This window comes from Paenibacillus sp. FSL W8-1187, from assembly GCF_037965485.1.
In the GTDB taxonomy this organism is placed as follows: Bacteria; Bacillota; Bacilli; order Paenibacillales; family Paenibacillaceae; genus Paenibacillus_O; species Paenibacillus_O pasadenensis.
In genome coordinates, this window is the sequence record NZ_CP150181.1 from 1,018,378 (window position 1) to 1,033,749 (window position 15,372).

General features: G+C 64.5%; 8 protein-coding genes and 1 pseudogene. 8 read left to right on the forward strand and 1 reads right to left on the reverse strand.

What is annotated here, in order from left to right:
- Positions 1–43: 43 nt before the first annotated feature.
- Positions 44–6,175: an S-layer homology domain-containing protein gene (locus NYE40_RS04470; RefSeq protein WP_339279371.1), complete on the forward strand. Its 6,132-nt coding sequence runs from the start codon at positions 44–46 to the stop codon at positions 6,173–6,175.
- Between the two features lie 29 nt (positions 6,176–6,204).
- Here NYE40_RS04470 and NYE40_RS04475 read toward each other — a convergent pair whose 3' ends face one another.
- Positions 6,205–7,095, reverse strand: coding sequence for an AraC family transcriptional regulator (locus NYE40_RS04475; RefSeq protein WP_339279373.1), 891 nt, complete (start codon positions 7,093–7,095; stop codon positions 6,205–6,207).
- 136 nt (positions 7,096–7,231) lie between these two features.
- On the opposite strand from NYE40_RS04475, the gene NYE40_RS04480 reads away from it, so the two are divergent.
- The 7 genes and pseudogenes from NYE40_RS04480 (at position 7,232) to NYE40_RS04510 (ending at position 15,264) form a co-directional block, all read left to right on the forward strand.
- The gene (locus NYE40_RS04480) at positions 7,232–8,272 is read left to right on the forward strand and encodes a Gfo/Idh/MocA family oxidoreductase (RefSeq protein ID WP_028600262.1); all 1,041 of its coding nucleotides are present in this window, start codon (positions 7,232–7,234) and stop codon (positions 8,270–8,272) included.
- Between the two features lie 12 nt (positions 8,273–8,284).
- Positions 8,285–9,016, forward strand: a complete 732-nt coding sequence (locus tag NYE40_RS04485) for a ThuA domain-containing protein (RefSeq protein ID WP_028600263.1) — start codon at positions 8,285–8,287, stop codon at positions 9,014–9,016.
- 73 nt (positions 9,017–9,089) lie between these two features.
- A pseudogene (locus tag NYE40_RS04490) lies at positions 9,090–9,224 on the forward strand (LacI family DNA-binding transcriptional regulator); the annotation flags it as partial.
- A gap of 57 nt (positions 9,225–9,281) precedes the next feature.
- Positions 9,282–10,097: a substrate-binding domain-containing protein gene (locus NYE40_RS04495; RefSeq protein WP_307719984.1), complete on the forward strand. Its 816-nt coding sequence runs from the start codon at positions 9,282–9,284 to the stop codon at positions 10,095–10,097.
- 27 nt (positions 10,098–10,124) lie between these two features.
- Positions 10,125–11,795, forward strand: coding sequence for an alpha-glucosidase (locus NYE40_RS04500; protein ID WP_028600265.1), 1,671 nt, complete (start codon positions 10,125–10,127; stop codon positions 11,793–11,795).
- An 84-nt stretch (positions 11,796–11,879) separates the two neighbouring features.
- Positions 11,880–13,688, forward strand: coding sequence for a histidine kinase (locus NYE40_RS04505; protein WP_052333539.1), 1,809 nt, complete (start codon positions 11,880–11,882; stop codon positions 13,686–13,688).
- A complete protein-coding gene (locus tag NYE40_RS04510; RefSeq protein ID WP_028600266.1) occupies positions 13,666–15,264 on the forward strand; it encodes a response regulator in 1,599 nt (532 codons plus the stop codon). Before NYE40_RS04505 ends, NYE40_RS04510 begins: the two co-directional genes overlap by 23 nt.
- Positions 15,265–15,372 lie beyond the last annotated feature (108 nt).

Sequence of the window (15,372 nt, forward strand, 5' to 3'; positions counted from 1 at the left end):
CGCCTCATAGCAAGCGCTTCCATTATCAAGGAGGGTGAAAAGATTGAAACGAAACCAGCGAATCCGCTCGGGACTGTCGAAGGCGCTCCTCGTCTTTCTGGCGGTGCTGCTCGTGCTGCCTGCCGGCTACGCCGCCGCGGCAGAAGAGCCGCCGAGCCAGCCGCCGAGCCTGACGTACGAGGACGGGTTCGACAACGACGGCGATCTGTCCGCCTGGACGGTGGACAAAGGAATTTGGGAAGCGGCGGAAGGCCGGCTTGCGTCTTCGCCCACAAGCGAATCCGGAACGATCTGGCTGAATGACCGGACGTACCTCGACGCTGCCATCGAGGTCGACGTCAACATCGCCAATGGACGCGATGCCGGTCTCATCCTGATGGATCCGCAGAGCGGCGGCGTGACGCTCGGCTTCAAGCCGGGGCAGGATGCAATCGGCAGCTGCAAGTTCGAGAACGCAAGCTGCACCAGCTACGAGGAGAAGCCGTATTCGTTCGAATACGGGCAGACGTACCGGATCAAGCTCGTCGTGCAGGGCAGCGCGGCCAAAATGTATGTCGACGGCGAGCTTGTCTGGACGCGCGACAACGTCCCGCTGCGCGGCGATGGCGCCAAGGCCGGCATCTGGAACGGGTCGGCGGAAGTCCGCTACGACAACTTCTCGATCCGGCCGATCGTGCCGGACGCGGAAGCTCCGACAGCCCCTGGAAAGCCGGTCGTCAGCGACGTCCGCGAAGACGGGGTAACGCTGAGCTGGGGCGCATCGGCCGACAATGAAGGCGTGGTCGGCTACAGCATCTACAGCGGCGACAGCCTGCTCGCCGAGACCGGCGCGCAGACGACCTATGCGGCCCGAGGGCTGGCGCAAAATGCTTCGTATCTCCTGACGGTCAAGGCGCGCGACGAGGCGGGCAACTTGTCCGAAGCGAGTCCGGCGGCGGCGGTCAAGACGCTGGCGACCCGGCCGGGCGATGCGCTCGTGCATGAAGGGGTCGAGTACACGGCCAAAGCGGTCGGCAGCTGGACGTTCGATGAAGACGGGCTGCCATGGTCCCGCGCCGAAAGCACATGGGACGGCCACAATGCCGAGTGGATGGAAAATCCGCATAACGGCGGCGACAAGGCGATTCGAGTGACGATGAAGGACAAAAGCCTCGCGAAGAGCCATGTCGGACAGCTCGGCATGGGGAAGGAGCTGCTCGCCGAGCTGTCGGGCAAGGAAAACTACCTTGTCCGCATCCAGTTTCGCCGCTGGCAGCCTGCGGGCTGGGACGGAGGCTCGTTCCTGTACTGGTCGCTCGTCAATTCCAATCCGAAGACGGCGGACAGCGCCAACATCGAGTGGAAGGACGGACGCGATCTGACGATGCAGGGCGGAGCGCGCCAGGGAGAGACGGAAACGTATTATCTCAAGGGCACGGACATGCGCTTCGTCTCCGAAGCCGGATTCGCGCCGCTGGAGGTGCAGGCCGAGTGGGATCTGGCCCAGTGGAGCGGAGGGCGCATCGGGGAAAGCGTCTATATCGACGACTTCTCCTGGACGGTGTATGCCGATCCGGCGCACGAACGTCCGGCAGCGCCGACGGAGCCGGTTGTGGACAGCGACGCGTACACGTTCGGCTGGACGCCGGCGCCGGGTTATGGCGACGTCTCGGATTATGAATACTCGCTGGACTCCGGCGAATCGTGGCAGCCGGCGGCCGCCAATCCGCAGCCGGTGCCGGCGCGCTTCCATCATGCCGGAGCGGTGCAGGTGCGGGTGAAGGCGGCGGAAGGCGGCGTTCCGGGCTATGCGCTCGCCTCCGGCAAGGCGTTCCCCGGCAAGGCGACGCGTGCGGCAGAGCCTGGCCAGGAAGCGGCCACGCTGCTTTGGCGAATCGGCCGCGACGACCGCTCCAGCGCAGAGTTCCGCGACTTCGCCGCGACGAACGAAACGGTGGACGTGCCGGCTGACTGGAGCGCCCGCGCCGACTGGAGCGGCTACTCCAAAGGCATGAAAGGCGACCTTAATGCAGAGATCGCGATCCGCTTCCAGCTCGGCGAGGTGCCGGAAAACGGCGTCCGCTTCAGCTTCCGCAATCTGGACGCCTACAAGTCCACGCCGCAGATGGGCGTCTATGCCAACGGCATCATGGCCGGCCTCGTGCAGATTGCCGGCGTGAACGGCAGCGGCGCGACCTATGTCGACGGCCGCCCGATGAACTTTGTCGAGACGTACCAGGTGCACGTGCCCAAGGAGCTGCTGCAGGCGGGAGAGAACACGCTCACGCTCAAAGTCGACCGGGGTCTGTATGCGACCGAGGCGGGCGATCCGTTCAACTGGTACGTCTGGGATTACGTGCAGCTGGAGCGCCTGGACGAGCCGGCCGTCGAGCCGCTCAACGGACGCTACGTGCATCTCGGTACGAACTTCGGCAACCTGTTCACCTTCTCCAACAACGAAACGCGAAATTTGCCTGCTCTCTCGGAATGGATGGGCATCGCCTATAGCGGCAACTGGATCCGCGTGCCGTTCTGGTCCGGACTGGAGCCGGAATGGCAGCCGGAAGGCAGGGCGTACCTGGAAACGCTGCGCGACCTGAACCTGCAGCCGATGATGAACTATTTCGGCGGCAGCCTCAAGGACGATCCGACGCTGCAGCAAGGCCAGATCTCGCAAGCGGCGCGCGACGGCTACCGCGACTTCGTGAGCCGGTATGGCGACCTGTACCAGTACCTCGAGGTGCAGAACGAGCCGGGCCTGTTCGGCTGGCATCAGAAATCGATCGTCGCCTTGACGGAGCTGCTGCGCGAGGAGCGGGAGAAGATCCAGCCGAACCTCAACATCGTCGCTCCGGGCTGGGCCTACTGGCCGAGCAACGGCACGCCGGACGGCTGGGAGCGGGATCCGGAGCAGCGCCGTCCGATCGAGCTGCTGTCGGATCTGACCAACGGCCATAGCTACGGCGCCGGAGGCACGGCGCATCCGCTGGGGTCCTCGCTGCCGGAGACGCTGCGCGCTTACGACAGCGCCAACGGCGAGATTCCGAAGGAAATGGCGATGAGCGAGACCGGCGGCAACGATTCGCATGCCGACAACGCCGCCTACGGCACGAGCCAAAAGCGGTTCGCCGCCGTCTTCGACCGCGAGATGCGGGCCAACATCGGCTATGTCGACCATATCATGCAGCATGCGGCGTTTTTCCAGGAAGGGGAGACGGTGTTCGGCCTGTTCGACCATCGCATCGACTGGAACACCCACCGTCCGGAAGACACGCTGGCCTGGGGCAACGCCAAAGAGCCCGGTGAGACGCGCCTCAAGTCGTTCCGAAGGCTCGCGACAGCGTATGCCACGCATGGAGCGCCTCTGTCCTACGCGTATGAGAACCGCGCCGAGCTTGTCGACAAGCGGGTGCTGTTCCGCGGCGTCGATACGTCCGGTCTCGGCACGTCCGCCGTCGGCGCGAGCAGCGACAAGCTGCTGCTGAACTTCACCAGCTTCGATACGCAGCCGGTGACGATGAAGGTCAAGGTCGCGCTGCCTGAAGCCGGAAGCTATGTCGGAAGCCGCTATGGCGCCGGCGAGAGCTACGAAGCCGCTCATGAGGCGGTCTCGCTGACAGCCGATCCCTATGTATCGCTTACGGTAACGCTGGAGCCCGGCGAGTCGGTGCAGTATATTCTCGTCAAGGAGGATGCCGGCAATCCGACGGTCCCGGACAGAGTCGTCGCATCTGCCGCATCCTACAAGCAGATCGACGTCAGCTGGAACGCTTCTGAGGATGATACGCGCGTGGCCGGCTATTTCATCTACCGCGGCGAAGAGCGCATCAACACGGTGCCTCGCACGGTGACCTCGTACCGTGACTTCGGCGTCGCGCCGGAGTCGACGTACACGTACCGGGTCGTCGCCTTCGACGATTCCGGACATCTCTCCGGCTTTTCGGAGCAGGCTGCCGCGACTACGCCGCAAATGCCGGTCACGCCTGGAGGCCCGCGCTACGAGGCGGAGCTCGCCGAGCTCGCTTCAGGCCTCTCCATCGTTGACGACAGCGGCGCCTCGGGCGGAAAGGCCGTCGGCCAAACGCAGAACGGCGCGCTGAAGCTGATGAACATCCACGTGCCGGAGACGGGGCCGTATACGTTCACGATCCGTTATGCCGCCGCGACGGACGGAGCCAAGCAGTTGAGCGTCGAGGGAGGCGACTCGGTCCAGGTCAGCTTGCCGGCGACCGGCGGCTGGTCCAACAGCGGCAAGTACGTAGACGCCAAGACGACGCTGCAGCTGACGGCAGGCACCGCCACCATCGTCATCTCCAACGTTTCTAACGCGGCCGACATCGATTATTTCGAACTTGTGCCGGGCGAATATGTGCCGCAGCCGGAGTGGCAGGAGCTGCCGCATGGCAGCGAGTATATCGAGTATGACGGCTTCGAGCCCAATCCGAACGGGGCCTCGCATGACTCGTCGACGGCCGGCGCTTCCGCCGCCTTCGCTTTCCGCGGAACCGGCTTCGCCTGGAACTCCCGCATCCAGTCGGCCGACCAAGGCGTCGCCGAAGTATATGTGGACGGAGAGCTGGCTGGCGTCGTCGAGCTCAACAAGGCGGGGCTGGAAGGCTTCGACCGCGAGGTGTTCCGGAAGGAAGGACTTGAAGCCAGGCTGCATACGGTGAAAATCGTCGTCAAATCCGGCACGGTCGCGCTCTACAAGTTCAAGTATTACGGCATCAAGAGCTCTCCGGTCCGGACGGGAATCGACCTGACGGTCACGGATGTGGAGATCGTAGAGGAAAATCCGAAGGCCGGCGACAGCGTCGTGCTGAGGGCGACAATCAAGAACATCGGCACGAAGCCGACCGAAGACGGCAAAGTGGTCGGCGGAGTGTTCTTTGTCGACGGCGGCACGGTCGCATGGAGCGACTTGCCGGTAGCCGCGATCGCTCCCGGCCAGTCCGCCCAGTGGACGGCGAATGCAGGTCCGTCCGGGCCTCCTCACTGGCACATCGACAACAACGGCGCTTATACGATTGGATTCAAGGTGAACGACATCTTCCGCGTGCAGGAGATGGACTACACGAACAACATGTTCGAAAAAGAGATCGTCATCGGCGGTCCAGCCGAGCCGGCGGAGCAGACGGCCGCTCAAGTCGCTGCCGGCATCTCCGGCATCCCGGCACCGGACAAGGACGCGACGAAGCTCGCCCTGCCGACCGTTCCGGCAGGATTCCAGGTGGCGATCGCTTCGAGCAGCCATCCGGAAATCGTCGCCTTGAACGGCACGATCAAGCCTCCGGCAGCGCAAGCGGAGGTGAAGCTCGTCCTTGAGGTGACGCGATTGTCGGACGAGAGCAAAGCTTCGACGGCTGAGCTGACCGTGATTGTGCCGGCAGCCACGCCGACATCGAGCGCGAGCCCGACGCCGAAGCCGAGCGCGAGTCCGTCGCCGGCGCCAAGCGCGAGTCCGTCGCCGGCGCCAAGCGCGAGTCCGTCGCCGGCGTCAAGCGCGAGTCCGTCGCCGGCGCCAAGCGCGAGCCCGACGCCGTCGCCGAGCGCGAGTCCGTCGCCGGCGCCAAGCGCGAGCCCGACGCCTGCGCCGAGCGCGAGCCCGACGCCGTCGCCGAGCGCGAGTCCGTCGCCTCCGCTTGCATTCAAGGATGTCACAGCGAGCCACTGGGCGAGCGCTGCGATTGCGGAAGCATTCATGCGCGGCATCATCCGCGGCGATGCCGGCGGGACGTTCCGCCCGAACGCACCCGTCAGCCGCGCTGAGCTCGTGACGATGCTTGGCCGCGCGCTCGGCTGGCAGCAGCCTGCCGGATCGAGCCGCTTCGCCGATAAGGCCGCGATGCCGGCTTATGCGGCCGGCTATGCGGAAGCTGCCGCTGCCAGCGGAGTCATCGCCGGGTATGCCGACGGCAGCTTCGGTCCGCAGCGCGAGCTGACGCGCGCCGAGCTGGCGGTCGTGCTGGCCCGTGCCGCCGGACTCAAGCCGGCAGCCGGTAGCAGCCCTCGCTTTGCCGATGCCGGATCCATACCGGCCTGGGCGCGCGGCTCTGTCGCGGCGGTGCAAGCGGCAAGCCTGATGAACGGGCTGGGAGACGGACGCTTCGCTCCTGGCGAGCCGGTGACCCGCGCGCAGGCGGCTGCGGTGATGGTGAGCCTGATCACTCGGCTGGACCGGCAGCAGCCGGAGTAAGGCCGCGCGCCTTCGCGGCAGCTATGCCATCATAGTCTGATTTCAACCTTCTCCGTCCCTCCCGCGCCATAGGCGCTGGGAGGGACGCCTTTGCTTTTCTTGAACGCCTTGCTGAAGGAATAGACGTCCTCGAAGCCGACGAGGCGGCCGATCTCGCCGACGCGAAGCGTCGTCGTCCGCAGCAGCTCGCAGGCGCGGTCGATGCGCACCTTGTTGGCGTACTGCGCGATCGGCATGCCGGCGAGCTGGCGGAACGAGCGGTTCAGGGCGTCGAAGCTGCAGCCGAGCTCGCGCTCGATCCGTTCGCCCGTCCATTTGCCGGCATCGTCCTGGTGGATGCGGTCGAGCAGCTCATGCGCGGCCAGGTCGAGTCGGGACGTCCGCTTGCGGCTGCGCTGCAGCTGCGCCAGCATATGCTCGCGCGACAGCCAGACGAACAGCTCCGCCAGCTTCAGCGAGGCTAGGACGCGGTTGTACTGCTTGCGCCGCTGCAGCTGGATGAGCTCGCTCAGGACGCCGGCGGCCGGAGAGCGGGAGAACAGGGCGGGGATGTGGAACTGCTTCGGGAAGCGGCAGCGGCTGTCCGCCTCCTCCTCTTCTTCACGGAAGAAGGAGGAGACGAGCGGCTCCGTCTCGCCGGACGGCAGGCGGATCAGCTCCGGGTGCCTGAAGTGGATGTAGTAATAGTCGCAGGCATGGGCGGCCGTTCCTTCATGCTCCAGTCCGTCCTCGAGCAGGAGGGCGTCGCCGCTGCGCAGGACATGCGGCTGCCCGTCCTCGAGCAGATGCAGCTCGCCGCTTTTGACGAGGTAGAGGATGGGCTCGTCGGAGACGCGCCTGAAATGCATCCAGGGGCTGCCGTAGGAGATGAAGCCGACCAGAGCCACCTGCGGAGCGAATTCCAGATTGATCGAGATCACGAGGAAGCGTGCTCCCCTTTCAGCATAAAAGTCGGAATTGGATAAATGATGCCCGAAACGGCCATGTTCATCCCGTCCATCCTATCCTATGCTGGGAGTGGAGTTCAATCCCAATGGACAACAGAGGTGAGATGAAATGGCGGCCTTGAAAATCGGATTCATTGGAGTCGGAGGAATAGCCTCCTTTTATGCGGACGGACTGAAGAAGATTCCCGATGCGGAAATCTGGTCGATCTGCGACAGCAGCCCGGAGCCGCTCGAGCGGCGCAGGGTCGAGTGGGGGCTGCCGGCAGCGCGCGTGTACGAGGAGCCCGAGGCGATGCTGCGCGATCCCGAGCTGGACGCGGTCATGATCGGCACGCCGAACGAGAGCCACTGCGGGCTGGCCAAGCTGGCGATCGCGAGCGGCAAGGCGTTTGCGCTGGAGAAGCCGGTGGCGATGGACGCGGCGGAAGCGGCGGAGCTGGCGCAGCTTTTGAAAGCGTCTCCCGTTCCGCATCTGATCTGTTTTTCCTACCGCTACAAAAAAGCCGCCCGGTACGCGAGGCAGCTCATCAACGAGGGGCGGCTGGGCAGGATCCTGCATGTCCACAGCCAGTACATGCAGGGCTGGGCGATGGACGAGCGCATTCCGCTCGTCTGGAGGTTCCGCAAGGAGAAGACGGGATCGGGCGCGATCGGCGATCTGGGCAGCCACATTCTGGACCTGACCCGCTTCCTGATCGGCGGCACCGAGCGCGTCGTCGCCGATGCCGGCACGATCGTGCCGCAGCGCGACCTGCTGGACGGCTCCGGGCAAGGCGAGGTCGACGTCGACGACTTTTGCCATGTGCTCTCCCGCCTCGAGGGCGGCATCTCGTCAACGATGGCGATCTCCCGCTTCGCGAGCGGTCGCGGCAATTACCAGCGGATCGAGATTTACGGCACGAAGGGCGCGCTCGTCTACCGGCTGGAGGAGGACGATACGCTCCGCATCCGACTGGACGGCGACGAGGCGTTCCGCTCGGTCGACATCCCGGAGGCGTTCCATGCTGATCAAATGCGATCCTTCATCGAGCTGCTGCAGGGCGGCGGAGACGGGCTCGACGCGACAATCGAGGATGGGCTGGCGAATCAGCGGGCGGTGGACGCCATCGTAGAGTCGTTCGAGCAGCGGCGATGGGTAACGATTGAATAGGAGGAGATCAGCATGGCAGCGATCCGAGTCACCGTATGGAATGAATATCGGCATGAGAAGACCAATCCCCGGGTAGCGGAAATCTACCCGGAAGGCATCCACGGCGCGATCGCCGCCCATCTGCGTAGGGCAGGTTCGTTCGAGGTACGGACCGCGACGCTGGACGAACCGGAGCATGGCTTGACCGAAGAGGTGCTGGAGCAGACCGACGTGCTGCTCTGGTGGGGCCATCTGGCCCATGACGAGGTGAGCGACCAGATCGCGAGCCGCGTGCAGGACCGCGTGCTGCAGGGCATGGGCCTGATCGTGCTCCACTCCGGACATGGCTCCAAAGTGTTCGGTCGCCTGCTCGGAACGCGCACAGGCGCGCTGAAGTGGCGGGATGACGGCGAGCGGGAGCGCCTCTGGGTGATCGAGCACGGCCATCCGATTGCCGACGGGCTTGGAGAATTTATCGAGATTCCCAAGGAGGAGATGTACGGCGAGCGGTTCGAGATTCCGGCGCCGGACGAACTCGTGTTCATCTCCTGGTTCGAGGGCGGCGAGGTGTTCCGCAGCGGCTGCTGCTACCGGCGCGGCAAGGGCAGGCTGTTCTATTTCCGTCCGGGACATGAGACGTTCCCCGTCTACCATCATCCGGACGTGCTGCAGGTCATCGGCAACGCCGTGCGCTGGGCGGCGCCGACTCCGGGAGCTCCGGCCGTCTACGGACGGATGGCGCCGATCGAGCCGATCGGCCGGTGATTGACGGACTGGCGGCCGGCTCCTATACTTGACGTAACCGGTTACGTTACGGGCAACAACCTATAGGAGGCGGCGAATGCTTACGATCCGCGATGTAGCCCGCGAGGCCGGGGTGTCGGTGGCGACGGTGTCCCGCGTGCTGAACGGCCTCGCCGGCTACTCGGACAAGACGAAGCGAAAGGTGCTCCAGACGATTGAAGAGCTGGGCTACCACCCGAACGCGGTCGCCCGCTCGCTGACGAACAAGCGGACGCGGACGATCGGCGTGCTGTTCCCGATGCTCTCCAGCGAGTTCGCCGCAGGCCTGCTGCAGGGCATCGAGAGCTATGCCCATGCGTGCGGCTACAGCGTGCTCGTCTGCAATACGGACGAGGACGGCAAGCGCACGCTCGACTACCTGCAGACGCTGCGCGAGAAGCAGGCCGACGGCATCCTGTTCGTCAGCGAGGCGCTGACGGAGCCGTATCTCGCGGCGCTCCGCCGAATGGACGTGCCTGTCGTGCTCATCAACTCGGAGACGGCCGACCCCCGATTCCCCCATGTCAAGGTGGATGACGCCCAAGCCGCTTACGATGCCGCATCCTACTTGATCGCGCAGGGCCATCGCGACATCGCGATGATCGCCGGCACCGAGAAGGATCCGGTCGCCGGCGCGCCGAGAGTGCAGGGCTGCCGGCAAGCTCTCCTCGATCACGGCCTGCCATGGGTACCGGAGCGGGTCGTCTACGGCGACTTCTTCTATGAGAGCGGCGCCGTCGCCATGCGGCGGCTGCTGGAGAGAGGCCTCCCTTTCACGGCGGTATTCGCCGCCAGCGACGAGATGGCGGCCGGCGCGATGCATCATGCGCTCGCGGCGGGCATCCGGGTGCCGGAGGAGCTGTCGGTCATCGGCTACGACGACATCCGCCTGGCGCGGATGGTGCATCCGCCGCTCACGACCGTGCATCAGCCGCTGGCGGAGCTGGGGCGGACGGCCGTCGAGAAGCTTATCGCCATGGCCGAGACGGGGCAGCCGGGAGAGTCCGTCCGGATCGCCCATCGGATTGTCGAGCGGCAGAGCGTTCGGAGCCTTTCCACATGAGCATGAACGACGAAAGGAAGAGGACAAATGGCAGACAAGTGGTGGAAAGACAGCGTCGTATACCAGATCTACCCGCGCAGCTTCATGGACAGCGACGGAGACGGAATCGGAGACATCCCCGGCATCCTCTCGAAGCTCGACTATCTGAAGCGGCTCGGCGTCGACGTCATCTGGCTCTGTCCGGTCTATGAATCGCCCAACGACGACAACGGCTACGACATCAGCGACTACCGGTCGATCCTGAGCGAGTTCGGCACGATCGCGGACTGGGAGGAGCTGCTGGCCCAGATCCACGCGCGCGGCATGAAGCTCATCATGGACCTGGTCGTCAACCACAGCTCCGACGAGCATGCCTGGTTCGTCGAGTCGCGCAAGTCCAAGGACAATCCGTACCGCGACTACTATATTTGGCGTCCGGGGGCGGACGGCGGCGAGCCGAACGACTGGGGCTCCTTCTTCAGCGGCTCCGCCTGGCAGTACGACGAGCGGACGGAAGAATATTTCCTGCATCTCTTCTCCAAGAAGCAGCCGGACCTCAACTGGGAAAATCCGAAGCTGCGGCAGGACGTGTACGACATGATGGCCTGGTGGCTTGACAAGGGCATCGACGGCTTCCGGATGGACGTCATCAACCTCATCTCCAAGAACCCCGCTCTCCCGCGGGTCGAGCAAGGCGAAGGCTGGCGCTTTGGCGGCGAGCATTTCATGAACGGCCCCCGCGTGCATGAATACCTGCAGGAGATGAACCGAGAGGTGCTGTCCAAGTACGACATCATGACGGTGGGGGAGACGATCGGCGTGACGCCGGAGGATGCCGCGCTGTACGTCGGCGAGGAGCGGAACGAGCTGAACATGGTGTTCCACTTCGAGCTCATGGACGTCGACTCCGGCCCGCACGGCAAATGGGATCTCAAGCCCTGGGACCTGCGCGACATCAAGCGGATCATCGCCAAGTGGCAGACCGGGCTCGAGGGCAAGGGCTGGAACAGCCTCTACCTCAACAACCACGACCAGCCGCGCATGCTGTCGCGCTTCGGCGACGACCGGACTTACCGCAAGGAATCCGGCAAGATGCTGGCGACGCTGCTGCATACGCTGCAGGGCACGCCGTACATCTATCAGGGCGAGGAGCTCGGCATGACGAACGTTAGGTTCGCCTCGATCGAGAGCTACAAGGACATCGAGACGCTCAACATGTTCGCGGAGCAGCTTGCGGCGGGACGCGACGAGGCGGACATCATGAACGCCATCTACGCCAAAGGCCGGGACAACGGGCGGACGCCGATGCAGTGGGACGGATCGGAGCATGCGGGATTCACAACCGGCACGCCTTGGATCGCCGTCAATCCGAACTATCCCGACATCAACGCCGAGCAGGCAGTGAACGACCCGGATTCGATCTTCCACTACTATCGGCAGCTGATCGCGCTTCGCCGCGAGCATGACGTAACCGGTTACTCCGGGTTCCGCCTGATCGGGGAGGAGGATGAGCGCGTCTTCGCCTACGTCCGCTCCCGAGGGGAAGAGTCGCTGCTCGTCGTACTCAATTTCTTCGGAGATCAGGCCGAGTTCCGGCTCCCCGAGGAGATCGGGTTCAGCCGCGCAGAACGGCTGATCGGCAACTATGACCCGCCCGCGAATCTGCGCCGCGCCCTCTTGCGGCCGTACGAAGCTCAAGTCTACCGGCTGTTCGCCTGATCGGCCGAACCGGCGCGGGCCGATCTGCCGCAAGGCAGGTCTGCCCGCGTTTTTTCCCATTTTCTTCCCCGGAGGCGCTTCCTCATGATCCACAAGACCCGGACGAAAAGGCTCGGCACGCGCTTCATCGCGCTGTTTCTCGCCGCTACGCTGCCCTTGCTGCTTTTGCTGCTGGCGGCGGGCCACTACGCACAGTCGGTCGTGCTCGCGCAGGTTGCCAGCTCCTACCGGAATCTGGTCGACTCCAACCTGCAGATGATCGAGAGGAGCCTCGGCGACATTACGACCAACATGGTCTTCATCGCCGAGCATGACGAGAACTTCCGCAAGTTCGGCGCGGCAGGACTGTCGGATTCGGACGCTTTTTTCGCAGAGATGGAGCTGCTCCAGCGGAACACGGCCTATCGCTCCTACTATCATACCGTCGACATGTTCTACATCTACTCCCGAGCCAGCGGCCGGCTCGCCGCGACCAACGTCATTCCCGGCTCCGACCATGACCAGGTGGGAAGCTGGATCACCGGCTCCTTGAACGACCCGGAGAGGAGCAAGGCGCTCCTGTACAAGTGGTCGACGGTGCGTATCGGCAGCCAGTCCTTCCTCCATCGCGCCGTCAGCGACGAGATGGGCGCGGGTACGTTCATCGGCGCTCTGATCAACGTCAATACGCTCCGCATCCCGCTGTCGGGGCTGGACCTGAGCCAGGGCGGCGACCTGCTGCTCGCCTCGCCCGACGGGACCGTCCTGACCGACCGGTCCGCCGAGCTGAGTCCGGCGTTCCGCCTCCCGCCGGAGCGGCTGGCGCAGGACGCTTCCTTTTCCTATGCCGATGGCGGGCGCAAGCTGTTCGTCGTGACGAGCCGCTCGGAGACGGCCGGCCTCAGCATGGCGGTCGTGCTGCCCTCGTCCGAGCTGCTGCGAGGATTAAAGGGATTCCAGACGCTTGTCAGCCTGCTGCCGCTGTTCGTCCTCGTCATCCTGCTCGCCTATCTCGTCATGCTGCGCCGGATCATCTACCGCCCGATCCTGCAGCTGCTCGGCGCGATCCGGCGGACGAAGGACGGGGACATGGAGATGAAGCTGCCGGGCTCGCCGATCGCCGAGTTCGACATCATCTACCGCACCTTCAACGGCATGGTGAAGGAGATCAAGGAGCTCAAGATCGACGTCTACGAGGAGCGGCTCCAGGCGCAGAAGGCGGAGCTCAAGCATCTGCAGCTGCAGATCAATCCCCATTTTTTCCTCAATACGATGAACATCATCTACCAGCTGGCCAACACCGGACGCGACGAGCTCGTCAAGAAGACGGTCCGGCACATGGTCCGGTACTTCCGCTTCATGCTCGGCTCGAGCCGCGAGACGATTCCGATGGCGGAGGAGCTGGAGCATATCCGCAACTACCTGGAGATCCAGAAGCTGCGCTACCAGGAAAGCTTCGCGTTCCGGATCGACATCGATCCGGAGCTGCTGGAGGCGCGCGTGCCGTCGCTGATCGTGCAGCCGTTCGTCGAGAACGCGATGCTGCACGGCATGAGCGTGCGGAAGGGAGAACCGTTCGAGCTGGCAATCTTCGTCTCGAAGGAGGACGGGGGGGAGAGGATGGCGGTCGAAGTGCGGGATAACGGCAAGGGAATGTCCCCGGAGCAGCGGCAGCTCCTCTCCTCGGACGGCCACGGACCGGGGGCGGACGACGCCCATATCGGCATCTGGAACGTCCGCAGGCGGCTGTCGATCCGCTACGGAGAGCGGGCTTCGCTGACTTTCCGGGCAGCGGAGCCGAGAGGACTGCGGGCCTGCCTGGCGCTGCCGCTGGAGACGGAGGCGGCTGACGGGGGAGCGGACATGATTCAAAAAAGGAGCGTGAGGCCTCATGACGGAGCTGCTGATCGTTGATGACGAGCGGTTCGCGGTGGAGGGGATTCTGGCATGCGTCGACTGGCAGGCGCTCGGCATCGAGCGCGTGCACGCGGCCCTGCATGCGGACGAGGCGAAATCGCTGCTGAGCGAGCGCCGCGTCGGCATTCTCATCTGCGATATTGAGATGCCGGACGAGGACGGGCTGTCGCTCGTGCGCTGGACTAAGGAGCATTCCCCGCATACGCAAACGCTGTTCCTGACCTGCCACTCGGAGTTCTCGTTCGCCAAGCAGGCGATGCAGCTGGGCAGCTCCGACTACCTGCTCAAGCCGGTTGACAGCGAGGAGCTCGAGCAGGTCGTAGGCCGGATGCTGGGGACGATCCGGGAACGGGAGGAGGCGCTTCTGCGGGACGAGCAGTACCGGAACGACAGGGAGTGGTGGAGAAAGCAGCGTCCGCTGCTGGCCGAACGCTTCTGGCAGGATCTGCTGTCGCGTCGCATTCTCTCGTTCGGCGATTTTCTGGAGCGCTCGCTGAAGGACGCGCAGCTGGAGCTCGCGCCCTCCTCCCGCGCAATGCCGATTCTCGTCAGCATCGAGGAGTGGCTGAAGCCGCTCGAGGGCCGCGACGAGGACATCATGGAATACGCCGTGCGCAAGGCGGCCGGGGAGATCCTGCTGGACGGGCTGGACGGCCACGTCGCCCAGGATCGCAGCGGCGTGCTGATCGCCATCGCCTGCTCCGGCGAGGAGCTCGCGGCGGAGCGCTGGCGAAACGCGGCGTACAAGCTGATCGCCGTATGCGAAGCTCATTTCTACTGCAGGGCATCCTGCTACATCGGGCGGTTCGTGCCGCTGCCGGAGCTTCCGCGATGCGCCGAGCAGCTGCGCGGACTGGAGCGCACCCGTCTCGGACCGAAAGGATCGGTCGTCGTCTATGAGCCGCAGCCATCCCGCCTTCCGGGCGGGGATCATTCCGACAGCCTCGACGCGCCGCTGCTAGCGTCGCTCTTGCTGGCGGGGGACGGCGCGGGAGCTTCGGAGCTGATCCTGCGAAGCGTCGAGCCGCTAGGGGCGAGTCCCGCGCTCCAGCTGCGGCAGATCGAGCGGTACTGCCAGGACACGCTGCACGCTGTCTACAGCTTCCTGCAGGCCAAGGGCATCCCGGCCGCGGCGGTGCCGCAGTTCTCGCTCTGGGAATCGGCACGGATCCGCAGCCTGACGCAGTACCGGAGCTGGGCGGAAAATATCGTCTTCGCCGTTCTGGAAGCCGCCTTCTCGCCCAAGGAGGAGGACGGAGCCGTGCGCAAGGCGGTCCAGTTCATACACGAGAACGTCGAGGAGGATATTTCACGGGACGACGTAGCGGCGCATGTGCATCTGAACCCGGCTTATCTGTCCCGGCTGTTCAAGAAGCAAACGGGCTCGAGCCTGATCGACTGCCTGATTGCAGCCAAGTTGGACCGGGCCCGGCAGCTGCTCGGCGATCCGTCGATCACGGTAGCGGCCGCCGCCCAGCAGGTCGGATACAGCAACTTTTCCCATTTCACCAAAATGTTCAAGAAGCAGTTCGGCGTCAATCCGCAGGAATACCGGATGTCACGAAACGACTAGGGAGAGGTATCAAAAACGGCGGAGCGCCGTTGTCTGCCTCTCTATACTAAGGTCATGGAAACCAAACCGACAAGAAGGTGGACGAAGTGGCTGCAGTAGATTTCGCGC